The sequence below is a fragment of the Aestuariivirga sp. genome, from assembly GCF_047602625.1.
In the GTDB taxonomy this organism is placed as follows: Bacteria; Pseudomonadota; Alphaproteobacteria; order Rhizobiales; family Aestuariivirgaceae; genus Aestuariivirga.
In genome coordinates, this window is sequence record NZ_JASGGV010000002.1 from 1,971,443 (window position 1) to 1,994,923 (window position 23,481).

Here is a 23,481-nt window from a genome sequence, read left to right on the forward strand (position 1 = left end):
TCTCCCTTGTCAGCGATTGCCGAGATACTGGAAATTGGTATCGCGCCACCACGGGCTTTCGATGGTCTGCAATGTCGTGATGCTCACCGGTCGCCGGTAAGGGCTGCCGACCGGAAAGGCGATGGAATAGGCCTGCGGCTCAAAGCCGTCGCTCAGCACTTCGATGCTGGTTGAATTGCGGTGCAGCACCATCCAGCTCAGCAGCGGCTTGTCATAGACAAAGGCGTCGATAGTTCCGGCATCCAGCGCCTTGAGGCCGTCATCAATCGTCGGATAGAGCCTGGCCTTGATGCGGTTCGCCGTCATGTAATCGACGGCGGCCGAACCCTGAACGGTGCCGACGCGCACATCGGGTAGGTCGGAGGAATCATGGATCAGCCCCTGCAGCTTGCCCGCCGTCAGCGCCGAGGTGACGCTGGCGGTGAAGACGGCAATGGCGATGATCGACGCCACCATCCAGAAAATCGCCAGCACACGTCCCGGCAGGGTCTTGGGCCCAAGCTGGCCGGTGCTGGCCTGCGTCATGGCTTCCGCCGACCACCACATGCTGGTGCCGATCCCCTTCACCGGGTGGCCGCCGAAATCCGTGTTGTGCTTGCGCTCGAACAGCCAGATCAGCAGGCCGACCAGAAGCGCGCTGCCGATCAGCGTGCCGACCGCCTTGAGAAAGCCGAAGGACAGCAGCGTCTGCGCCACCTGGTGCCAGATGGCCGGCCCATTGGCGGGGACGGCAATGCCAAGGCCCGACTGATAATAGGGCAGGCTGAATTCCATCCGCTGCTCGCGTTCGGCGGTGACCGTGATGGCGGCGATGGCGGCGTCATATTTCTTGTTTTCAACGCCCGCGATCAGCGAGCCGATGTCCGGCTCCTCGACGAAATGATATTTGAGCTGGAGCTGCTCGGCGATCTTCTTCCACAGATCGATGCTGAGGCCCGTCCACTGGCCATCGTCGCCCTTCATGGCGAAAGGCGGCGCCACCTTGGTGCCAATGGCCAAGTCTTTCGCAGGGTCGATCGCCTGCTGGGCCTCAGCGGCGGCGCCTAGGATCAGGGCGCAGCACAAGGCCGCAAGACAAAGGACCGCCCTGATTTCAGCGCGCCACATGATTGGCCAGAACCTGGTCGAGTGCGGCCCGCACGCGGCGTCCGAGTTCGGTGATCTCCGCTTCGGTGATAATGAGCGGCGGCGCCATGACGAAGCAGCCCGCCAGCGGCCGCACGATCACGCCATGCGAAAGCCCGGCTTCATAAACTTCTTTCGTGGCGCCGCCGACTTTCAGGCTCGCGGCGGGGCCGCCGCGCACTTCGCCGGGATAGGCGACCTCGACCGCACCGGCGAGGCCCCATTTGCGCGTGCCGACAACCAGCGGATGGTCTGCCAGGCTTTCGATCATCCTGTTCCAGTGCGGCATCATGCGGCGAACATGGCCCAGAATATCGCGTTCTTCGAAAATATTGAGAACCTCATTTGCAACCGCAGCGGACACCACATGCGCATGGTGTGTGGCGCCGTGGGCGAACCAGCCCTTGGCCTCATTGCCGAGATCGAGCCGCTGGTTGAACTCCTCGCCCATAATGATGCCGGCAATCGGCATATACGCGCCGGTGATGCCCTTGGCGCAGGTCATGCAATCAGGCTCGAGCCCCATCGCTTCCGTGGCCCACATGCGGCCCGAGCGCCCGAAGCCGGTGACGATCTCGTCGATGAACAGCTTGATCCCGTATTTCCTCAGGACCTTGGTGATCTTCGGGAAATAGCTGGCGGGCGGCGGGAACATGCCGGAAGACACCGACATCGGCTCGGCGATCATCGCGCCGATGGTTTCGGGCCCGGCTTCGAGAATGACCTGCTCCAGCTCTTCCGCCAGCCGATCGGTAAACTGCTCCTCGGTTTCGCCGGGAAGTGCCGAGTTGGGCCAGCTCGGATGGCCGACCTGCAACGAGAAGCCCATGGGGATGCCGAAGCTTTCCTGCAGATCCTGCGACCCGCCAAGCGCCGAGGTGGCGATGGTGGAGCCATGATAGCTGGCCTTGCGCGAAATGACTTTGCGCCGCTCGGGCTCGCCCGCGAAGCCGTTGCCGTACCACATGAACTTGATGAGGTGATCGTTGGCTTCCGATCCGGTGGTCGAGAAATAGATGCGCGGATTCTTGACCGGCGACAGGGCGGCGATCCGTTCCGTCAGTTCCATGACGGCGGGCACCGTGCGATGGATCGCCGAGGAATACATCGGCAGCGCCTTCATCTGCCGGTAGGCGGCATCGGCCAGCCTGTCCTCGCTGAAGCCCAGCGACACGCAATAGAAGCAGGAAACGGACTCGATATAGTCCTTGCCGTTCTCGTCGTAGATGAAAATGCCCTTGCCTTTTTCGAACACCAGCGGCCGCTCGGTCTTCAGGCGCTTCAAATCGCTGAAACCAAGCAGGATGGAATCGTTGCGGTAGTTGCCGGTCTTGACTTCGATGTTCATGGGGAAAGAGGCCTCTTGCTCTGCGCGCGCAGACCCTAATCCCCCCGATGGCCGTGTCAATCGCCGCCTGGGTTGCGCCATGCGCCTCAGCCTATTGACAGGCTCTCGCCTTGCGGGAGAGGATTGCGGGTCTCGCACAAGGCTTTTTCCATGCCCACGTCTTCTTACGGCCCGCATCTCGCCAGGCTAACTTGCCGGCCGGTGGAAAAGCCTCTCCCACACAGTTTTGCCCTAACGGAACCTGCCGTGATGCAGGTTTTGCTTCAATAACCAAAATCAAAACAGCAGGAGGAATTCCCATGAAAGCGACGATCAACAGGAGAACGGCTGTCGGCATGATGCTGGCGGCTCCGGCGATCCTGCGCAGCACCAAGGCTTTCGCGGCCAAGGAGCTGCGCGTGATGGCATGGGACGGCTATGCCGATGACGATTGGGTGAAGGAATTCAACGAGCAGACGGGCGCCATCGCCAAGGTGGTGTTCATCGGCACCGACGATGAAATCTGGGCCAAGATCAAGGGCAGCGAAGGCAAGGACTTCGACACCTTTGCCGTCAACACGGCGCAGCTTCAGCGCTACATCGACGGCGGGTTGGTGACGCCGCACGACCTCGACAAGATTCCCAACCAGAAGGACGTGCTGCCGCTGTTCCGCGATCTCACGAAGGTCAAGGGCGTGATGCGCGACGGCAAGGTCTACGCCATTCCCTTCTGCTTCGATTCGATCGGCATCATCTACGACAAGGACAAGGTGAACCCGCCGCCCGACACCTTCGAGACCTTCTGGGACCCGAAGTACAAGGGCAAGATTCTGGCCTACGACAATGGCGAGCACAATTTCTCCTTCACCGCCCTCACCATGGGGATCGAGGACCCCTTCCATCTGACAGACGACCAGATGGCGAAGATCAAGGAGAAGCTGATTGCGCTGAAGGCCAATGTGCTGAGCTTCTACACGACCCCCGACGAGGCGCTGCAGCTTTACAAGAACAATGACATCGACCTCATCTGGGCGAACTACGGCCAGCAGCAGGTGAAGGCGATGAAGGATGCCGGCGCCAACATCGGCTACGTGAACCCCAAGGAAGGCGCCCTTGCCTGGCTCGACACCTGGGCGCTGACAAGCGGCGTGCAGGACAAGGATCTGGCCGAGGCCTGGGTGAATTTCCTGCTGCAGAAGAAGATTTCAGGCCAGCTTTCGGAGCGCACCGGTTTCGGCAACACCGTTGTGGCTTCGGGAAGTGCTGGCCCCAACGACAAGCTGGTGTGGCTCGATTTCGTGGAGAATCCGACCAAGCGCTCCGATCTCTGGAACGAGATCAAGGCCCAGCCCTGATCTTTCACGCAAATCTGCGCCCGGCCCCTTTCGGGCCGGGCCTTTTTGTGCGGATATGAACGCATGATTTTCATCGGCAGTGCGCGGAAAGGTCCGTGGCCTCTGGCGCTGGCGGCGCTGAGCTACGGCCTGCCGCTCGTCTTCATCCTTGTCCCGCTGGCGAGTTTCCTTGCCTATAGTTTCTTCCACATGCAGGACGGGCAGATCGTGGCTGGCTTCAGCCTTGCGAACTATCAGCGCTTCTTCACCGACGCGGTGTTCCTGCCCGTGTTGTGGAAGACATGCGTGCTGTGTTTCAGCGTGGCGGCATTGACCACACTGATCGGCTATCCAGTGGCTTTCCTGCTAGCGAATCTCGGCGGGCGTATCCGCTATTTCCTGCTGCTGCTGATCCTCGTGCCCTTGCTGATGAGCTACATCATCAAGATCTATGCGATCCGCAGCATCCTCGGCGGCAAGGGCTTCCTCAACCAGTTCCTGCTGTGGACGGGGATCATCAGCCAGCCCAGCGACCTCTTCGTCTTCAATCTCAATGCCGTGCTGCTGTGCCTGACGGTGCTGTTGCTGCCCTTCGCCATCCTGCCGATTTTCCTGGCGCTGGAGCGGATTCCCGCGGCGCTGATCGAAGCCTCGACCGATCTCGGCGCTTCCGGGTTGCAAACATTTGCAAGGATCGTGCTGCCGCTGAGCCTGCCCGGCATCAGCACCGCTGCGACGTTTGTATTTGTGCTGGCGATCGGCGATTTTCTCACCCCCCAGATGGTGGGCGGCCAGAGCGGCTTCACCTTCGGGCGGATCATCTTCAGCCAGTTTGGCACCGCCTTCAACTGGCCCTTCGGCGCGGCGCTGTCGGCCATCCTGTCGATGGTGGTGATCGCCGCCATGCTGTTGACGCGCAGGCTGGAGCGCCGCGCCCTATGATGCCGTTGTCGAAACCCGCGCTGGCGGCTTTGGGCGTCATCACGCTCGCCGTCTTCGTGCTGCTCTATGGGCCGCTGGTCATTCCCATCGTGTCGTCGTTCTTCGCCGCCTCGCATGGCGATGTGCTGTGGGCTGAGCCGTCACTCGAGTCCTACCGGGCGCTGGCGGGCAATGACGGGATTCTCACGGCGGTTCTCAACACGCTGATCGTCGGTTGCGCGGCAACGATTTTGTCGCTGATCATCGGCACGCTGCTGGCGCTGCATTATTGCGGCGGCAAATCGGCGGCGCGCGAGATCATGCAGTTCGCGGTGTTCCTGCCGTTCCTTTTGCCGCCCATCGTGACGGGGCTGGCGCTGTTGATCTTTTTCCGCGAGACGGCAACGCCGCGTTCGCTGATGACCGTCATCATGGGCCATACAGTGTTCATCCAGGCGATTGCCTACCGCGTCATCCTGCAGCGCCTGCAGGCGATGGGGCCGGACATGATCGAGGCCTCGTCCGACCTGGGCGCTTCAAGCTGGCAGACCTTCCTGCGCATCGTGCTGCCCAATCTCAAATCCACGCTGATCGGCGCGGGGATTCTGGGCTTTGCGCTGTCCTTCGATGAAACCATGATCACCCTTCTGGTGACCGGCACCGACAGCACCTTGCCTGTCAGATTGTGGGCGATGATGCGTCTTGGCTTTTCGCCCGACATTAACGCGCTGGTTGCCATCGTGCTGGGGATGACGGCAATATTATGCGTGATCGCGGTGCGCCAGCTTGCCCCTTCCGGATGGAGAAAGGCGGAGTAGCGTTTCGTCCCGCGGCAACCATTGGCTTAACGAAGGAGAGTGCCCATGTCCGTCGATGCGAAATACAAGACCACGGCAACCGCAACCGGTGGCGGCCGCGATGGCAAGGTGAGCCTTGCCGATGGCACCATGTCGCTGCAACTCGTTGTGCCCAAGGAACTGGGTGGCCCGGGCGGCGATGGCGCCAATCCGGAGAAGCTGTTTGCGATGGGCTATTCCGCCTGCTTTCTCGGCGCGATGCGCGTGGCTTCGGCGCAGACCAAGATCAAGGTGCCGGAGGGCACGACGGTGACCGCCACCATCGGCATCGGCCCCCGCTCCGAAGGCGGCTTCGGCATCACCGCCGATCTTGACGTTTACCTGCCCGGCCTTCCCGAAGCCGAGGCGAAGAAGCTGGTGGATGTGACGCACACCATCTGCCCCTATTCCAACGCCATCAAGGCCAGCGTGGACGTGAAGACCACGACGCGCGGCTGATCCTCTGCCGCTCCCGCCACGCGGGCGGGAGCGGTGCCGTTCTGCCATCCGGCGGGCGGCGATTGACAATGTTCCTGTTTTGTTCTTTTCTTCCCGGATGCAAGCGAGCTTTGCCTTTGTGGAGGAGGGACGGATGGCGGATTTGCGCACCACGCGCCTCTGCCTGCGCAGGTTTTTTGGCCCGGTGCCGCAGGAGGAACGCGGCAGCATCGATGCGCAGCTTTTCGGCTCAATCCTCGGAATAAGAACCCGCGACGATGTTTCCCTCGCCGTCTTCCATCGTCTTTGCGCGCACTATAAAGGTGACTGGAACCGCATCAATGCCGCGTCCTATGAGGAGCTGCTTCCGCTTTTCAAAGGCCTGACCTTTCCGGAAAAAGCCTTCAAGACGCTGAAAACGGCGTTTGCCGTCAGTGTCGCCAAACGTGGCGTCATCGGGTTCGGGCATCTCGCGCACTCTGCGGTGGAAGAGGCCATGCGGGAGCTTGAGGAATTTCCGGCGTGGGCTGCAAGACCGCGGCCGCCACCCTCAATTTCAGCATCGCGCGCGGCCGTGCCTTTGTTGTCGATACCCATGTGCTTCGCGTCTTGCGGCGGTTCGGATTCATCGCCCGCAACGCCGATACCAACCGCGCCTTCGAGGCCGTGATGATGGCGGCCCCCGACATGGATGCCGATGATCTTTATGAGCTGCATTGGCACATCAAATATGTGGGCCAGCAATTCTGCACGCATTCCCATGCGCGCTGCGAAGCCTGCCCGCTTGCCGGACAGTGCCTCGAATGCAGGACGCGCCGCCCGACCGTTTCACAACAGCAGGCGCAAGCCGCATGGCTGTGACAGCCGAAAAAATTGCCCATCTCCGCGCCGTGCTGTCAAAGCCGGATCTCGCGCCGCAACTCTCCGGAGTGCGTCTTGGTGATGTGGCGGTGGACGCCGTCTTGAAGGATGGCCTTCATCCCGCCCTGCATGAGGTTTTCGCTCCTCCCGGCCATGAGGTGGCGGCAACCGGATTTGCCGTGGGGCTGGCCCGCCGCCTTGCCCCGGAAAAATGCGTGCTGTGGGTCATGCAGGAATTCTCCGCCCGCGAATATGCCGGTCTGTGCGCCACCGGCCTGCTTGAGTTTGGCCTCTCACCCTCCCGCCTCATCATGCTGTCGGCGCGTCATGTCGAGGATGCCTTGCGGGCGGCGGGCGATGCGCTCACCTGCAAGGGGCTGGGCGCGGTCATCATCGAAATCAATGGCAATCCGAAGGTTTTGAATCTCACCGCCACGCGGCGCCTGCTGCTGGCTTCGGAACAGCATGGCGTAGCCGCCCTGCTGGTGCGGCTGGGCGCCGAGGAAGAGGCGAGTGCCGCTGAAACGCGCTGGCGGGTGAGCGGGGCGTGCTCGGACAAAAATGCCGATCTGTGGGGAGAACCGGTTTTTGATGTGCGCCTGATCCGCAACCGGCATGGGCGCACGGGGCGTTGGCGTATGGCGTGGAGTTGCGATGATGGCAGGTTCCGGACGGCGGAGGCTTCTGGCACTGTGGTTTCCCTTTCTTCCGGCCGAGAGGCTGAGGCGGCATGAGGGCGCCGCAAGGCCCTTCGTCATCGCCGCCAAGGAACGCAATGTCTTGCGCATCTTTGCACTGGGCAGGGCGGCGGCGCGGCTGGGGCTGCAGGAAGGCCAGCCGCTTGCCAATGCCCGCGCGATGGTGCCCGGCCTCGAGGTTATTCCGGCCAATCCCCACGCCGATGCGCTCATGCTGGAACGCCTTGCCGGATGGTGCGGCCGCTTCACGCCGCTGGTCTCGCTTGACCGCCCCTATGGCCTGATCCTCGACATCACCGGGGCCAGCCATCTCTTCGGCGGCGAGAAGGCCATGATGCGGAAGGCCAGCGAAGGCTTGCAGGTGCGAGGCTTTTCCGCGCAGGCGGCCATTGCCGGAACCGCGATGGCGGCGCGCGCCCTGGCCCGCCACCGGACAGGCCTCATCACCCCGGAGGGTAGCGAAGCGGAAGCCGTGTCGCCCCTTCCCATCGATGCCCTGCAGCTTGATGCTGTGACAACCCATGCCTTCCGCCGCGCCGGCCTTAAAACCATCGGGCAGTCAGCCGGGCGCAAGCGCAGCGAATTGATGGCCCGCTTCGGCGCATCCACGCTGGCGGTGATCGACGAGGCGTTGGGAAAATCCGTGAGCCCTACATCGCCCCTTCCGCCGCCGCCGGAATTCTGGCGGGCCAGGCATTTCGCCGAACCCGTGGCGACGCTCGAGGTGATCCGCGCGGCGCTCGCCGCCTTAAGTGCTGAACTTGCCGCCGTGATGGAGCGTGAAGGCGTGGGCGCACGGGCGCTGGACGCTGCCTTCTTCCGTGCCGATGGCGCGCTCCGCCGCATCGCCATCGAAACCGGAGCGCCGGTGCGGGCTGTCGCGGTGATTGACCGGCTCTTCCGCGAGAAACTTGCCAGCCTCGCCGATCCGCTCGATCCCGGTTTCGGTTTCGATGTGATCCGCCTCGCCGCAATCCATGTGGAGGCAATGCCGGTGGAGGCCGTCTCGCTCGATTCCGCGGCACAGGAAGAACAGGACATTGCGTTTCTCATTGATCGTCTTGCCGCCCGCTTCGGCCGCGCGCGCGTCCAGCGGTTTCATCCGCGTGAAACCCATGTGCCGGAACGCGCCTGGGTGATGAAACCGGCGCAGGAGGATGTGGAGGCTTCTCCGTGGCGCGGCATCCGCGGGACCGGAGAACCTCCGCGGCGGCCTTTGCGCCTGTTTGAAAGGCCGGAACCGGTTGAAGTTGAATCGCCGCCGCTCCGCCTGTCATGGCGCAAGGTCACCCGCTGCCTCATCCAGTGGGAGGGGCCGGAGCGCATCGCCATGGAATGGTGGCGCAAAAAAGAAGAGCCGCGCGACTATTACCGCGCCGAGGATGAGGAAGGCCGCCGCTATTGGCTCTATTGCGAAGCCGCGCGCCAACCCCCGCAATGGTTCCTGCATGGGCTGTTCGCATGAGCGCCTATGCCGAACTCGCCGTCACGACGAATTACTCCTTCCTGCGCGGCGCATCGCAGCCGGGAGATCTGGCGCTGCGGGCGGCGGCGCTGGATCATGCCGCCATCGGCATCGCCGATCACAACACGCTGGCCGGCGTGGTGCGCGCCTATGCGGCCCTTGAGCAAGTGCCGGAGCCGAAGCCGCGTCTGCTGGTGGGGGCACGGCTCGTCTTCTGCGATGGAACGCCAGACATTCTGGCCTATCCGCAGGACCGTGCCGCCTATGGCAGGCTTTGCCGCCTGCTGAGCGCCGGCAAGCTGCGCGCGCCCAAGGGCGACTGCTTCCTGACGCTCGACGATCTTTTGCACTGGCAGGACGGCTTGCTGCTGATCGTGATGGCGCCACGGCCCGAACGCCATGCGCGGGAGGAACAGGCGCAGGCAGACTCATGGAACATGCCGCTCTCCGACTGGGCGGATGGCTGGCCGGACGCGGCGAAGGAAAAACCCCGCAGCGTCATCGAAACGCTCCGTATACTGAATTGTAAAGCGGGAGGCAGAGTCTGGCTTGGCCTGTCAATGCCGCTGATGGGCGACGACCGGCGCCGCCTGAACCGCTGGCGGCATTGCGCTGAGGAAGCAGGCGTGCCGCTCATCGCCACCAATGACGTGCTTTATCACGAACCGAAGCAGCGCATGCTGCAGGATATCGTGACCTGCATCCGTGAGCACGTGACGCTGGAGCAGGCGGGCTTGAGGCTGGAAGCCAATGCCGAACGCCATTTGAAATCGCCGGACGAGATGCAGGCGCTCTTCGCCACGGCGCCCGAAGCGGTTGCCGAAACGCTACGCTTGGCGGAGCGCATCGGATTTTCGCTGGACCAGATCAAATATAATTATCCCGACGAGCCGGTGCCCAAAGGCAAGACGCCGCAGCAGCATCTGGAAGATCTGGTGCGCGAGAGTGCCGCCAAAAAATATGGCGATGCAATTCCGAAGAGGGTCGCCGAACCGCTGGAGAAAGAGCTGGCGCTCATCGCCAAGATGGACATCGCGCCCTATTTCCTCACCGTGCATGACATCGTGGCGTTTGCGAAAAACGAAAAAATCCTTTGCCAGGGCCGGGGGTCCGCCGCCAATTCCGTGGTGTGCTATCTGCTCGGCATCACCGCCGTCGATCCCATGGACATCGATCTCCTGTTTGAACGCTTCATCAGCGAGGAGCGCCGGGAGCCGCCCGATATCGACGTCGACTTCGAGCATGAGCGGCGCGAGGAGGTGATCCAGTATGTCTACAGGCGCTATGGCACGCACCGTGCCGCGCTGACGGCGACCGTCATCAGATACCGTTCGCGGAGCGCCATCCGCGATGTCGGCAAGGTGTTCGGACTCACGGAAGACGTGACGGCGCGCATCGCCGGCAGCGTGTGGGGAAGCTGGGGCAAGGAATTGAAAGACCGCGACGTGCAGCAGGGCCTGCTCGATCCGGGCAATGCGCTGATCGCCCGCGCCGTTCACTATGCCAACCAGCTCACCGGCTTCCCGCGCCATCTCTCCCAGCATGTCGGCGGATTCGTGCTGACGCAGGACCGGCTGGATGAAACCGTGCCCATCGGCCCCGCCACCATGAAGGACCGTTTTTTCATCGAATGGGACAAGGACGATATCGATGTGCTGCGCATTATGAAGGTGGATGTGCTGGCGCTCGGCATGCTCACCTGCATCCGCAAGGCCTTCGACCTGATCAAGGCGCATGAGGGCACAGTGCTCGAACTCGCCACGGTGGAGCGGGAACGCAAGGATGTTTACGAGATGCTGCAGAAGGCCGATGCCATTGGCGTGTTCCAGGTGGAAAGCCGCGCCCAGATGAGCATGCTGCCGAGGCTGAAGCCCGATTGTTTTTATGATCTTGTCATCGAAGTCGCCATCGTGCGGCCCGGCCCCATTCAGGGCAATATGGTGCACCCCTATCTCCGGCGGCGAAGTGGCAAGGAGAAAGTGGAATATCCGGCTCCCAAAGGCGGTCCTCAGGGAGAAGAAAGTGAACTGTATGGGCTCCTGAACAAAACCTGTGGCGTTCCGCTTTTTCAGGAGCAGGCGATGAAGCTCGCCATCACCGCCGCGGGCTTTACATCCAAACAGGCCAATGGTTTGCGCCGCGCCATGGCTACCTTCAGAAACCATGGCTCGATGCCTGAGTTCGAGGATAAATTCATCGGCGGCATGGTTGGGCGCGGTTATGAGCGCGAGTTCGCCGAGCGCTGCTTTGCGCAAATCAGGGGCTTTGGCTCCTATGGATTTCCGGAAAGCCATGCCGCGAGCTTCGCGCATCTCGTTTATATCTCGGCCTATATCAAGAAGCGCCATCCCGCCGCCTTCGCCTGCGCGCTGCTCAACTCGCAGCCCATGGGATTTTATGCGCCCGCCGAAATCGTCCGCGATGCGCAGGACCATCATGTCGAGGTGCGCCATGTGGATGTGAATTTCAGTGACTGGCACAACACGCTGGAACTTTCGCCCAGTGGCCTCGCCCTGCGCATCGGCTTCCGCCAGGTGGAGGGTTTCCGCGAGGAATGGGCAAACATGCTCAAGGATGCGCGCGGCAATGGCTATGGCGCGGTGGACGACATTGCCAAGCGGGCGAAGCTCTCGCGCCGCGCCCTCATCATCCTGGCCGAGGCCGACAGCTTCCAGTCGCTGGGCAAGGACCGGCGGGAAATTCTCTGGGCGGTGCGCCGCATTCCCGATGAGGAGGATCTGCCGCTGTTCGCCGCCTCCTATGTCGAGGAGCAGCCGGAAGAAGATATCGCCCCTCTGCCTGCCATGCCGATGAGCGAGCATGTGGTGGCGGATTACCAGATGCTGCGGCTGTCGCTCAAAGCCCATATCGTTTCTTTTTTGCGTGAGCTGTTGCGGAGCGAGAACGTCTCAAGCTGCGCGGAAATTCTCTCGGCCCGCGACGGCCAGCGCGCCAGCTGCGTGGGCGTGGTGCTCACCCGCCAGATGCCGGGAAGTGCGGGCGTCGTCTTCGTGACGCTGAGCGACGAGACGGGCGTTGCCAATGTGATCGTGTGGCCACGGATTTTTCCGCTCTTCCGCCGCGAGGTGATGGGCGCGCGCCTCATGCAGGTGAGGGGAAAGGTGCAGCGCGGCGACGGCGATGTGGTGCATCTTCTGGCCGAGCATATTGCCGACCGCTCCGACGATCTGGAACGCCTGTCCGAGGATGAACCGGATGCGCCCTCCTGGCGGGCCCAGGCCGCAAGCCTCCGCCGCCACCCCCGCAATGTGCGGACCATTCCGAAATCGCGCGATTTTCATTGACCGCCGCTCAAGGGCTCTCAGCCCGGAGAGCAAAATTCCTCAGCTGTGCAGTAGAGATTGAACGTCTAATAAGGTTGGTGCCTGTTCGTTCTGTTGCGGGACGAGGAGGCAGCTTCCTCCCAGACTTGAGGCCACCGGCTTGCTGGTGGCCTTTTTTTTATAGCTTCCGCCGCGCTTGCGCATCTGCGAAGGGCATGGTAATTATTCTATACTGAATTGATAGGGTATAAGATGTCACGCAAGCTTCCTCCGCTGAACGCACTCCGCGCCTTTGAGGCTGCGGCGCGCCACATGAGCGTGTCCCGCGCCGCTGAAGAACTGAACGTGACGCCCGCCGCCGTCAGCCACCAGATCAGGCTGCTGGAGGATCATATCGGCCTGCCCGTCTTCGCCCGCAGCGGCCGTGGCCTTGCCTTAACCGATGCCGGATCGGCGGGATTGCGGGAATTGCATGAAGGGTTCTCCAAGCTCTCCGCCGCCATGGACGCCATCGATTCGCTGGGCGAAACCGGAACGCTCAGCGTCAGCGTAGCGCCGTCCTTTGCGGCCAAATGGCTTTTGCCCAGGCTTGAAAGTTTTCAGCACCAGAATCCCGAGATCGATGTTCATGTCTCGGCATCCATGCAGCTTACAGATTTCATGAAGGATGGCGTGGATGTCGCCATCCGCTACGGCGCCGGCATCTACTCCAATCTCGCCGTCGAGAGGCTTCTCGCCGAGACGGTGATCCCGGTTTGCAGCCCGTCCTTCCTGCTGGCCAACGGCGCGATAAAAAAACCGGCCGACCTGATCGGCACGACCCTGTTGCACGATGACAGCCCGGACAATGATCCTTCCTGCCCGACCTGGGAAATGTGGCTTCGTGCCTCGGGCATCGCCAATTTCGACGCCACGCGCGGGCCGCGCTTCAACCAGTCAAGCCTGGTGATCGAAGCCGCGGTGCTTGGCCGTGGCGTGGCGCTGGCAAAGGCGGCTCTTGCCGCGCAGGACCTGCGGACGGGCCGCCTCGTGCAGCCCCTGTCCTCGGCGCAGGCGGTGGACTTTGCCTATTACATCGTTGCGCCCCGCGCCAAGCTCAACCTGCCCAAGGTCTCCCATTTCATCGCATGGCTTCGCGCCCAGGCCAGCCTGCACGACCTTCATCTGGAGGTCGCGTGATGCGTCATAAAACCCTCTGGTTCTTCCTTGCCGTCACAAGGCGCTTCGGCGAAGTGTTTGAACGGCTGGCCCGCCAGTCCCAAAACCGCGACGACGGCGAAACAGCCCGTGACGAACTCATGATGCGCCACGTTCTCCTGCCGCAACGTTCCATCTCCGCTGAAAGGCCCGCCCATGTCCGCCACGATTGAACCGCTGAGGTCGCAGGCCGCCGCCAACAGGATCGATCTCGAGGCGATCGTTTCAGGCCTCAGGCGCTCGCGCGAGGTGACGCACAATATCCGCCAGGGCGGCCGCATCCGCGAACTACCCTCGCCCGCCATCCTGATGAATGTGATGGACGGGCTGGTGACATCGCTGTTCCCGACCCATCTCGGGCCTCCGGGCCTGACCGATGATGAAGTCGATGTGTTCATCGCCAACACGCTGCAGACGGCCACAACGCGCCTGATCGAACAGGTGAGCCGCGGCCTCCTGTTCAATGCCGGCAATCTGACGCAGCAGGAGGCGCGCCAGCGCGCCCGCCGCATCGTCAATGCCTTTGCCGCGGAACTGCCCGCCATCCGTTCGCTTCTGGTCAGTGATCTGCGCGCCGGCTTTCAGCACGATCCGGCGGCGGAAAGCATTGCGGAGATTCTTCTGTGTTACCGCAGCACGACGGCGATCATGTATCATCGTATCGCCCATGCGTTGCATGGGCTGGGAGCGCGGCTCGTGGCGCGCGTCATTTCCGATATCTCGCATGGCACCACCGGCATCGACATTCACCCCGGCGCGCGGATCGGCGAGAGCTTCTTCATCGACCGGGGCACCGGCGTTGTGATTGGCGAAACGGCGGTGATCGGCAGCAATGTGCGCATTCATCAGGGCGTGACGCTGGGCGCCAGCGAATCGCTGGGAGATGCGGGCGAAGGACGCGCCCCGAACACGCCGCGCCACCCCATTCTCGAAGACAATGTTGTCGTTCATGCCGGAGCTACCATTCTGGGGCGTATCACGGTGGGCGCGGGATCGGTCATCGGCGGCAACGTGTGGCTCACCCGCAGCGTGCTGCCGGGCAGCATCATCACCCAGGCGGCCTCCACCAAAGGCGATGTGCAACTCTTGAAATAGCTTTGGCGTTCATCAGCGCCGTTGACTTCGCCCGCCGCCCGCGAAAATATCCGGACCGTTCAACCGGAGAGCTGGCTTTTGCCGAATTCCCGCGCCCATAGCGTGAAAATCTTGCGCGCCCGCCGGAGGCCGGTGCGTGCTGATTGAGCGCGATGGACCGCTTGCTGCGCTCGCCGCTGCGGCCAGCGCAGCGAGGGCGGGAACCGGGCAATCCATCATTGTCAGCGGCGAAGCAGGAGCGGGAAAGACCGCGCTGATCGATGCTTTTGCCAAATCAGATCCCGCCATGAAGGTGTTCCGGGGCGGTTCGGAGGCCCTGTTCACGCCGCGCCCGCTTGGGCCGCTGCGCGACATGGGGGTTGGCTTCGACCGCCATGTCGCCGAACTGCTTGACCGTATCGCCCCGCCGGAGGTGATTTTTCCGGCGGTGCTGAAAGCGTTGCAGGACAGTGCCAGGCTGCCCGTTCTTGTCTTCGAGGACGCACATTGGGCCGATGACGCCACGCTTGACCTGATCAAATATCTGGGACGCCGGATCGCTTACATGCGGGCGCTGATGATCGTGAGCTTCCGCAGCGAGGAAATAGGCCCCGATCATCCGCTGATGCAGGTGCTGGGCGACCTGCCTTCGGAGTCCGCGAAGCGCATTGCCCTTGAGCCACTGAGCGCCAACGGGCTCGCCGGCCTCACGCAAACATCGCCGGAGGAAGCCAGGGAACTTCACCGCATTACTGCAGGCAATCCGTTCTTCGCCACGGAGCTTGTGGCCAGCGGCGCGCTCGCGGCGCGCAAAGCCCCGGCTTCCGTGCGTGACGCGGTATGGGCGCGGCTGCAGCGTCTTTCTCCTGCGGAGCGCGGATTGCTCGAAGCGATCAGCATTGAGCCCGTGGGCAGCGAATCCTGGCTGGCGGATGCGCTGCTCGACAGGAACTGTGATGCGGTTCTGGAGAGTTGCGCGGATCGCGGCCTTCTCATTCGCGACGAGGAGGGCCGTTTTTGTTTCCGCCATGAGATTGCCCGCGCCGCCACGCTGGATCGCCTGCGTCCTTCGGCCCAAAAAATGCTGCACCGCCGCGCCTATGATGCCTTGAACGCGCGGGCCGCCATCCCGCTCAGCCGCCTTGTTCACCATGCCTCGGGCGCCGATATGGGAGAGAAGGTGCTGGAGCTGGCGGCACGCGCCGCGCAGGAGGCCATCCGGCTTGGCGCGCACCGGGAGGCCGCGCGCTATCTGGGCGCCGCCCTAGCCCACGCGAAAAATGCGCCGCCCGGTATCGCGGCCCAGCTTCACGAGGATTGGTCGGTGGAGGCCAGCCTGTCGCTCAAGATCGGCGAGGAGATCATCGCTGCCGCGATGGAGGCGGTGAGGTTGTGGCGCGAGGCGGGCCGCCCGGAAAAGGTCGCCAACATGCTCCGCTGGCTATCGCGTCTTCACTGGCTGCGCGGCGATTCGCCTGCCGCGGTGCGGTTTATCGAGGAGGCCCTGCAAGCCTTTGAAGGCGTCCCGCCCACGCGCGAACTGGCGATGATCTACAGCACGCGCGCCCAGCTTTACATGTTCAACGACCGCTTCGAGGAGGCGGGCCATTGGAGCCGCAAGGCGATTGCCCTTTCGGAAGCGCTCGGCGATCAGGAGACGCGCGTTCACGCATTGAACAATCTCGGCGGCTCGATGCTGTTTGCCGGCGATGGCGCGGGCAAGCCTTTCATGCAGGAGAGTCTCGACCTCGCACTGGCACACGGGTTTCACGATCATGCCAGCCGCGCCTATACGAATTTTATCGAATATGCGATCCTCGCCAAGGAGTTTGCTCTGGCCGAGCGCCTGCTGGGCGCGGCACTGGCATTCGCCAGCCAGCATGATCTTGATGGCGCCCTGCACATCTTGTCGGGCAGGCAGGCGCAGCTGAAGCTGGAGCAGGGAAAATTCCGCGAGGCGGAAGCAATCGCCTCGGCAGTTGTAACGCGCATCACCCTCGCCTTCATCGCCAAGCTGCCGGCGCAGATGGTGCTGGCGCGCGCCAAAATGCGGTTGGGGCATGATGGCGCTGCCGAGCTTCTTGAACAGCTCATGCAGGATGCCGTCGCCATCGGTGAGCAGCAGCATATCGTTCCGGCGCGGCTGGCTCTGATTGAATCCGCCTGGCTGCGCGGCGACGAGCAGGAGGCGCAAAGGCAGCTTGGCCTTTTCTCACAGCTCCATCTTGAGGGGATTGATGGCTGGGATCTTGGCGCGTTCGGGGCGTGGTGGAGCCGCTGCCGCATGGCGGTGCCCTTTCCGGCTGCGGCGGAGCGCATGGCGCCGCCTCGGCTGGCGGAATTCGAGAAGCGATTTGAAGAGGCTTTCGCAGCCTGGCAGGCACTGGGGCTTCCCTACGAGGCAGCGCTTTCGCTTCTGGGTGAACCCTCCCGCCTGCCGCAGGCCATTGCCATGCTGGACGAGATGGGGGCGGCTGCTGCAGCGGCCACGGCGCGGCGCATGGCGCGGGCTCAGGGCCTGCCGGTCTCGCCCGTGAAGGTGGCGAGAGGCCCCTACGGCAAGGCGCGGCAGCACCCGCTTGGCCTGACGGGCCGGCAGGCCGATGTGTTCCGCCTCCTGGCAGAGGGATTGAGCAATCAGGATATCGCCTCCCGGCTCGCCTGTTCGCCGCGCACCGTTGAAAACCATGTGACGGCGATCCTCGGAAAGCTCAATTCCTCCAGCCGCATGGATGTGATGCTGCGCCTGCGAAACGAACCCTGGCTTCTGGCGTGATCGGCAGGGAAAACGAAATCTAGGGGTTCCTACGGAAGGACCGGGGAAGCAGCCCGGGTAGTCTTCGTATTCGCGGGGGGCGGGAACGGAGAAGCATCATGACAATGGATCAGATGTTGATTTTTGACGGCAGGACGGTGAAGCCTGCCCAGCCGCCGCTCGGCGCAACCGCCAATTCGCGCGTTCATTATTTCTCTCCCACGCCTGGCATCTTCAAGCCCGGCGGTTGAGCGGCCCGCGCAGCCGCCGCTTTTCACATCAAGACAATTTTTCAATGGGAGAGGGACCATGTCCCGCGTGCAGGCGAATTTTGTTCTCGTTCTCGTGGCCGCCCTGTGGGGAACCGGCAATGTCGCGCAGCAATCGGTTCTCGAACATATCGGCCCGCTGCTGGCCAATGGCTTGAAATGCGCTTTCGCCATCCCGGTGCTGTTGCCGGTCATGCTGAAGGGCGGCCGCTCGCCCCGCGCGATGGATCGAGAGGGATGGCTGCTCGCCGCCCTCATCATGACAAGCTACGTGTTGGGGACGACAGGCTATCAGGCAGGCTTTGCTTTCACCTCGGTATCCAATGCGGGTTTCATGGTGAACACGGCAACCGTGCTGACGCCAATTTTCTCATGGTGGCTGCTCAAGGAAAAGCCGACGCGCTGCATGTTCCTCGCCGCCGTCATGACATTCGCCGGCGTGTTTTTCATTGGCGGGGGATCGCTTGGCAGTTTCAGCCTCGGCGATGTGATCTGTCTGGGAACAGCCTTCTGCTTCGCCATCTGGATGATCTGCCTTGGCGAGTTCGTCAGGCTTTATGGCCGCGCCGGGTGGATAACGATGCTGCAGTTTAGCGCGACCGCGATTGTCTGCGTTGGCGGATCTTTCGCCGTCGAACCCATATCCATGACAGGCATAGTCGCGGCTTTACCCCTGTTGATTTTCCTTGGCGTGATCGACACGGGTTTCGCGGCCTGCCTGCAGGCCTATGCGCAGCGCCATACATCGGCAACGGAGGCCGCCGTGCTGGTGAGCGCAGAAGCGATATTCGGCGCTGCCGCGGCCTATCTCATTCTCAATGAGCATCTGGGCAGCCTGGCGCTGGTTGGCGCGCTGATGGTGATGGCGGGAATTTTCATCGTGCAACTCTTTCCCGCCCGTTCGCAAAACCAGTTTACCCCAGCCGAAGCTGCTCGAAATCCGGCCTAACTTTGAGTGTTCCGGGGCTTGAGCCTGCGCAGCAGGCGGAAGGCCAGCCACATGAAGGCGATGACGAGAGCCAGCGCGGCCATGGGTGCGGCCAGTGCCAGAATGGACAGGACGAGTGATCCTCCAAGTTCAGACGTGGCAAGAACCATGTTTCCGAGCCCGGCCGTCAGCACGGTTGAATGGGCGCGGAGCGCTGCAGAGGCACCCTGCGTCATGGCCGCAGCTCCTCCGCCTGCGATGATGGCCAGCGACCATTTCAGCATCGGCGTCATGTCGGTCATGACGGCGGCGGACACGGCAATGCCTGCCGCGACCGCCCCCGGTGTGGCGACGGCGTCGAGCAGATTGTCGACCGCCGGAATATAGAAGGCGGCGATTTCCGCCAGCGCGGCTACCGATAGCATCGCCAGCGCCGGCAACGTTCCAAGCCACGCGAAGCCGTCGCTGAGCGGAAGATGGCCGAAATTCGCGGCAACGCTCAGGGTCAACAGAGGAATGAACACCCTGAAGCCCGTTGCCGCCGCAAGGCCTATGCCAAGGCCGACAGGAAGAAGCAGGTTTGGATCAAGCATCATAACCTCCAGCGAAGAGGAAGCAGAGTGTAACACTTTCGCGGTGAACGCGCTCTGATACCACGGGCGTCACCGCATAGTTTCCCTTACGGAGGTTGCGAGCAATGGTTGTAGCGTTTTCCATGTGCGCCAGTGTGGCCGAAGCAACAATAGACAAATGAAATGAAAGTGCCATCATGGGCTTCGTGAGGGAGCGTCCGGCTCTTAGAAAAAGAAACATCGAGGGAGTGTAATCATGAAGAGTATCCGCCGGCTGGCGATCTCCGCTGCATGTCTTGCCATGCTGGCGGGTGCGCCGCTGAAAGCTCAAGCCGCCGATCTCGGCGCCAAGGACCAGGCCATCAAGCTGGTGATCAATGAATGGACGGGCCAGCATGTGACGACCCACATCGCCGGGCACATTCTGGAGAAGATGGGCTACAAGGTCGAATATGTGACGGGAGGATCCTTCCCGCAGTTTTCAGGCTTGGCCGATGGCTCGCTCGACGCGACGCTTGAAATCTGGATGAACAATGTCGGCGATATTTTCCCGAAGGTTCTTCAGGAAGGAAAGATCGATGATATCGGCCAGCTTGGCCTGAAAACGCAGGAAGGCTGGATCTATCCGAAATACATGACGGAGGTTTGCCCGGGCCTGCCCGACTGGACGGCACTGATGAAGCCCGAATGCGTTCAGGCGCTGAGCACGCCGGATACCTTCCCCAATGGCCGCCTTCTTGACTATCCCGCTGACTGGGGATCGCGCGCCGCGCAGATCGTCAAGGACAATGACATGCCTTACACCGCCGTGCCGGCAGGTTCGGAGGGTGCGGAAGTTGCCGAACTCGAATCCGCAGTAGCAGCCAAAAAGCCTTTGCTCATGATGTTCTGGGCGCCGCATTTCGTGTTTGCGGAAGTGGATGTGGATTGGGTGAAGCTGCCGCCCTGCAAGTCGCAGGACAATGCGCACTGCATCAATCCGCCGGAGGTTCACAAGGTTGTTTCCAAGGACTTCAAGAACAAATGGCCTGCGGCCTATGCGTTTCTGAAGAGCTTCCAGATGGACGCCACGGAACAGCAGAAGATGATTCTGGCCATCGACAAGAAGGGCCAGGACATTGATGCCGTCACCCAGGCCTGGGTGGACGCCAACCCGTCAGTCTGGGAAGGCTGGACCAAGGCCGCTCTCGGGCAATGATTGTCGTGCGGGAGGCCGGAAGGCGTCCTGCCAAAGGAAAGTCCTGACGTCTGATGGACAATAACTCCGTCAAGCTGTCGTGCCGAAACCTGTGGAAGGTCTACAGCACGCAGTCCGCGCCATTTGGCCGGGATGACGCCGTCTTCTCTGGCGCCCGCGAAGAGGTTCGCGGCCGCCTGCGACAGGGTGGCCACATCCCGGCTGTGATGGACGCGAATTTCTCGGTTCATACGGGCGAGATTTTCGTCATCATGGGCCTCTCGGGCTCTGGCAAGTCCACCCTCGTGCGCTGCCTTTCACGGCTGATCGAACCGTCGGCCGGCGAGGTGCTTCTTGATGGCGAGGATCTTCTGGCCGCCAATCCGAAACGGCTGATCGAGCTGCGCCGGAAGTCCATGGGCATGGTGTTCCAGCATTTCGGCCTGCTGCCGCATCTCACCGTGCTGGATAACGTGGCCTTTCCGTTGCGTGTGCAGGGCCAGCCACTCAAGGAGCGCCATCAGCGCGCACGGGAAATGGTGGAACTCGTGGGGCTGGCGGGCCGTGAAAAGGCCTTTCCGCATGAGCTTTCGGGCGGTCAGCAGCAACGCGTCGGCATTGCGCGGTCGCTGGCGGTGGGTCCTGGCCTGTGGTTTCTCGATGAGCCGTTTTCAGCGCTTGACCCGCTGATCCGCCGCCAGATGCAGGATGAATTCCTGCGCCTGCAAAAAAAGCTGCACAAGACCATCGTGTTCATCACCCACGACATTCAGGAAGCGTTCCGTCTGGCCGACCGCATTGCGGTGATGCGCCAGGGCGAAATCATCCAGCTCGGAAAGCCCACCGACATTTTGCGCAATCCCGCCGATGAATATGTGGCGAAATTCGTCGAGGATATTTCGCTGGTGAGGCAGGTACGGGCGGCCGATCTCATGTCGGCAGCCAGAGATGACGTCAGCAATGCGGCGACCGTCACGCCTGATGCCACAGTCGAGGATCTGCTTGCCCATCTGGCGCGCGGCGCAAAAGCGTTTCAGGTCGCTGACAGGGATCACGTGCAGGGCTCGATTGACGCAAAATCGGTGCTTGCCGTCCTTGATCGTGACCGCGAGCGGCGGCATTGACCGAGATCGCCCAAAGCCTTCCGATTGCGCGGCAACGCGACCGCGATCTGATGATCTGGCTCGCGGTGCTGGCCTTCACGATCATATGCCTTCTGGCGCGCAATACCCTGCCATGGCTTGCCGTCTATCCGCCGGACTGGGTGCTTTCGATTGCCAATGCCATCGACAGCTTCAGCACCGCTGCGGCGCAATTCGTGGCCCCCGTCACCCGAAGCTTCACATGGGCGATGGATTTTCCGATGCGCGGCGTGCAGGCGGCTTTGCAGTGGACGCCCTGGCCCGTGATGTTCGGGCTGATCGGGCTGATTGCGCTCGGAAGCGGTGGCTGGCGGCTATGCCTCTTCGCGATTGCCACGCTCGCCTATCTGGTGATCGCCGGATATTGGCGGCAAAGCATGAACACGCTGGCGCTGGTGCTGCTGGCGGTGCCGATGTCGGTGGCGATCGGTTTCTTTCTCGGCGTGCTGGTGCACCGGGTTCCACGGTCGCGCGCAATCGTCGAAGCCATGCTCGACCTGATGCAGACCATGCCCGCCTTCGCCTATCTGATCCCGCTGCTGCTGCTGTTTGGGTTTGGCCCTGTCGTCGGCCTGATCGCCAGCGCGCTTTACGCGGTGCCCCCGATGGTGCGCAACACGGCGCTGGGCTTGCAGCGCGTGCCATCGGACATTGCTGAATCCGGGGTGATGAGCGGCTGCACCTCGCGCCAGCGCTTGTGGATGGTGGAAGTGCCAAGCGCGATGCCGCAGATTCTGGTCGGCATCAATCAGGCTACCATGTATGCCTTCAGCATCGTGATCATCGCGGCCTTCATCGGCGGCTTTGATGACATCGGCTGGGTGGTTCTGTCCTCGATGCGGCAGGCGGCCTTCGGCCAAAGCCTTCTGTCGGGCCTCGCCATTGCGCTGATGGCCATGGTGATGGACCGCATTACCCTCGGATATGCGCAGGGCGGCAACGCACCTGCATGGCTGACACCGCGATTGTTCTGGATCGCCGCCGCCCTGCTGCTTGGCTTGGCGATCATGCTCAATATCGCAGGCGTGGGGCTTGCGATTCCCTTCGCGGATCAGCGCGGGCTGATCAATGTGGAAGCGCTCAATCAATGGGTGCTGGGCCTCGTGGCGCGCTATGCCACGCCGCTTGAAACCTTCAAGAACAACTTCCTTTATTTCGTCATTGTGCCGCTGCGCATCGGCATGATCCGTGGCGTGACACCAATGTCCTGGGGCATTGCGCTGACGCCAACGGTGATTGCCGTTTATGCCGCGATCATCGCCGGGGCGGCGGGCCTGCTGGCGGCGCGCTTCAGCTGGCGGCCGGCCGTGGCGGTGATCTTCGCAGGCCTCGTCTATTTCTTTGGCCTCAACACATTTCCGTGGCCCGCCCTGATTCTGGTGATCGTAACGCTTGCGTGGACATGCGCGGGGCGCAACACCGCGATCTTCGCGTTTCTGAGCTGCCTTTTCATTCTCGTTCTCGGCCTGTGGAAGCCGTTCCTGCAGACGTTCTATCTCTGCTTTATCGCCACGGTGCTGTGCCTGCTAATCGGTGGCGCGCTGGGCCTCTGGGCGGCGCACAGCGACCGGGTGTCGAAGATCTTGCGGCCCATCAACGATGCGCTGCAAACCATGCCGCAATTCGTGTTCCTCATTCCGGCGCTCATGTTCTTCAAGGTCGGCGAACTCACCGCCCTCATTGCCATCATGCTCTATGTGATCGTGCCACCGATCCGCTATGTCGAAATCGCCATACGGCAGGTCCGCACAGATTGCATCGAGGCGGGGCAGCAGAGCGGCTGCACGCCCGCGCAACTTCTGTTTCACGTCAAGCTGCCCCTTGCCTTGCCGGTGATCATGCTGGGCCTCAACCAGACGATCATGGCCGCCCTCTCGATGGTGGTAATCGCCGCGATGGTCGGGACGACCGATCTCGGCCAGCAGGTCTATATTGCGCTGGGCAACGCCAATGCGGGGCTTGGCCTGATCTCGGGCCTCGCCATCGCACTGGTGGCCATGGTGGCCGACCGTATCATCCGCGGCTGGCATGCACGCCGCGAAGGCGCTGCGCAGGATTCAGCCCTCGCCGGGCATTGA

General features: G+C 62.4%; 21 protein-coding genes. 17 read left to right on the forward strand and 4 right to left on the reverse strand.

Features of this window, described 5'->3' with window-relative positions:
- Positions 1-9: 9 nt before the first annotated feature.
- Both QM694_RS14770 and QM694_RS14775 read right to left on the reverse strand, forming a co-directional pair.
- The gene (locus QM694_RS14770; protein ID WP_415007683.1) at positions 10-1,107 is read right to left on the reverse strand and encodes a transporter substrate-binding domain-containing protein; all 1,098 of its coding nucleotides are present in this window, start codon (positions 1,105-1,107) and stop codon (positions 10-12) included.
- Entirely contained in the window at positions 1,094-2,473 is a 1,380-nt protein-coding gene (locus tag QM694_RS14775) for an aminotransferase class III-fold pyridoxal phosphate-dependent enzyme (RefSeq protein ID WP_415007684.1), read from the reverse strand. Before QM694_RS14775 ends, QM694_RS14770 begins: the two co-directional genes overlap by 14 nt.
- A 299-nt stretch (positions 2,474-2,772) precedes the next feature.
- Between QM694_RS14775 and QM694_RS14780 the strand changes: the two genes are divergently transcribed.
- The 4 genes from QM694_RS14780 to QM694_RS14795 all read left to right on the forward strand — a co-directional run bounded on the left by QM694_RS14780 (position 2,773) and on the right by QM694_RS14795 (position 6,002).
- Entirely contained in the window at positions 2,773-3,807 is a 1,035-nt protein-coding gene (locus QM694_RS14780) for an ABC transporter substrate-binding protein (protein WP_415007685.1), read from the forward strand.
- A 63-nt stretch (positions 3,808-3,870) separates the two neighbouring features.
- Positions 3,871-4,728: an ABC transporter permease gene (locus tag QM694_RS14785; RefSeq protein WP_415007686.1), complete on the forward strand. Its 858-nt coding sequence runs from the start codon at positions 3,871-3,873 to the stop codon at positions 4,726-4,728.
- Positions 4,725-5,525, forward strand: a complete 801-nt coding sequence (locus tag QM694_RS14790; protein WP_415007687.1) for an ABC transporter permease — start codon at positions 4,725-4,727, stop codon at positions 5,523-5,525. Before QM694_RS14785 ends, QM694_RS14790 begins: the two co-directional genes overlap by 4 nt.
- A gap of 45 nt (positions 5,526-5,570) precedes the next feature.
- Positions 5,571-6,002, forward strand: coding sequence for an organic hydroperoxide resistance protein (locus QM694_RS14795; protein ID WP_415007688.1), 432 nt, complete (start codon positions 5,571-5,573; stop codon positions 6,000-6,002).
- A gap of 229 nt (positions 6,003-6,231) precedes the next feature.
- On the opposite strand, the gene QM694_RS14800 is transcribed toward QM694_RS14795, so the two are convergent.
- Positions 6,232-6,450, reverse strand: coding sequence for a hypothetical protein (locus tag QM694_RS14800; protein ID WP_415007689.1), 219 nt, complete (start codon positions 6,448-6,450; stop codon positions 6,232-6,234).
- A 53-nt stretch (positions 6,451-6,503) separates the two neighbouring features.
- On the opposite strand from QM694_RS14800, the gene QM694_RS14805 reads away from it, so the two are divergent.
- The 10 genes from QM694_RS14805 (at position 6,504) to QM694_RS14850 (ending at position 18,533) form a co-directional block, all read left to right on the forward strand.
- Positions 6,504-6,842, forward strand: coding sequence for a hypothetical protein (locus tag QM694_RS14805; RefSeq protein WP_415007690.1), 339 nt, complete (start codon positions 6,504-6,506; stop codon positions 6,840-6,842).
- Positions 6,833-7,576: an ImuA family protein gene (locus QM694_RS14810; RefSeq protein WP_415007691.1), complete on the forward strand. Its 744-nt coding sequence runs from the start codon at positions 6,833-6,835 to the stop codon at positions 7,574-7,576. The genes QM694_RS14805 and QM694_RS14810 overlap by 10 nt, the downstream gene beginning before the upstream one ends.
- Positions 7,497-9,005: a Y-family DNA polymerase gene (locus QM694_RS14815; protein ID WP_415007692.1), complete on the forward strand. Its 1,509-nt coding sequence runs from the start codon at positions 7,497-7,499 to the stop codon at positions 9,003-9,005. Before QM694_RS14810 ends, QM694_RS14815 begins: the two co-directional genes overlap by 80 nt.
- Positions 9,002-12,310 carry an error-prone DNA polymerase gene (locus QM694_RS14820; protein WP_415007693.1) on the forward strand — a complete coding sequence of 1,103 codons (3,309 nt, stop codon included), beginning with the start codon at positions 9,002-9,004 and terminating at the stop codon, positions 12,308-12,310. The genes QM694_RS14815 and QM694_RS14820 overlap by 4 nt, the downstream gene beginning before the upstream one ends.
- A 231-nt stretch (positions 12,311-12,541) precedes the next feature.
- Entirely contained in the window at positions 12,542-13,468 is a 927-nt protein-coding gene (gene gcvA, locus QM694_RS14825; RefSeq protein ID WP_415007694.1) for a transcriptional regulator GcvA, read from the forward strand.
- Complete coding sequence (locus QM694_RS14830; RefSeq protein ID WP_415007695.1) at positions 13,468-13,659, forward strand: hypothetical protein; 192 nt, start codon at positions 13,468-13,470, stop codon at positions 13,657-13,659. Before gcvA ends, QM694_RS14830 begins: the two co-directional genes overlap by 1 nt.
- The gene (locus tag QM694_RS14835; RefSeq protein ID WP_415007696.1) at positions 13,643-14,581 is read left to right on the forward strand and encodes a serine O-acetyltransferase; all 939 of its coding nucleotides are present in this window, start codon (positions 13,643-13,645) and stop codon (positions 14,579-14,581) included. Before QM694_RS14830 ends, QM694_RS14835 begins: the two co-directional genes overlap by 17 nt.
- A gap of 136 nt (positions 14,582-14,717) precedes the next feature.
- On the forward strand, positions 14,718-17,336 hold the full coding sequence (locus QM694_RS14840; RefSeq protein ID WP_415007697.1) for an ATP-binding protein: 2,619 nt from the start codon (positions 14,718-14,720) through the stop codon (positions 17,334-17,336).
- A gap of 98 nt (positions 17,337-17,434) precedes the next feature.
- Positions 17,435-17,566: a hypothetical protein gene (locus QM694_RS14845; RefSeq protein WP_415007698.1), complete on the forward strand. Its 132-nt coding sequence runs from the start codon at positions 17,435-17,437 to the stop codon at positions 17,564-17,566.
- Between the two features lie 58 nt (positions 17,567-17,624).
- The gene (locus tag QM694_RS14850; protein WP_415007699.1) at positions 17,625-18,533 is read left to right on the forward strand and encodes a DMT family transporter; all 909 of its coding nucleotides are present in this window, start codon (positions 17,625-17,627) and stop codon (positions 18,531-18,533) included.
- On the opposite strand, the gene QM694_RS14855 is transcribed toward QM694_RS14850, so the two are convergent.
- Positions 18,530-19,105 (reverse strand): DUF4126 domain-containing protein, encoded by a 576-nt coding sequence (locus tag QM694_RS14855; protein ID WP_415007700.1) that lies wholly within the window; start codon positions 19,103-19,105, stop codon positions 18,530-18,532. The genes QM694_RS14850 and QM694_RS14855 overlap by 4 nt on opposite strands.
- A gap of 235 nt (positions 19,106-19,340) precedes the next feature.
- On the opposite strand from QM694_RS14855, the gene QM694_RS14860 reads away from it, so the two are divergent.
- The 3 genes from QM694_RS14860 to QM694_RS14870 are packed head-to-tail and all read left to right on the forward strand — an operon-like array spanning position 19,341 to position 23,481.
- Entirely contained in the window at positions 19,341-20,282 is a 942-nt protein-coding gene (locus tag QM694_RS14860) for an ABC transporter substrate-binding protein (RefSeq protein WP_415007701.1), read from the forward strand.
- Between the two features lie 53 nt (positions 20,283-20,335).
- Positions 20,336-21,385, forward strand: a complete 1,050-nt coding sequence (locus QM694_RS14865) for a quaternary amine ABC transporter ATP-binding protein (protein WP_415007702.1) — start codon at positions 20,336-20,338, stop codon at positions 21,383-21,385.
- Positions 21,382-23,481 carry an ABC transporter permease gene (locus QM694_RS14870; protein ID WP_415007703.1) on the forward strand — a complete coding sequence of 700 codons (2,100 nt, stop codon included), beginning with the start codon at positions 21,382-21,384 and terminating at the stop codon, positions 23,479-23,481. The genes QM694_RS14865 and QM694_RS14870 overlap by 4 nt, the downstream gene beginning before the upstream one ends.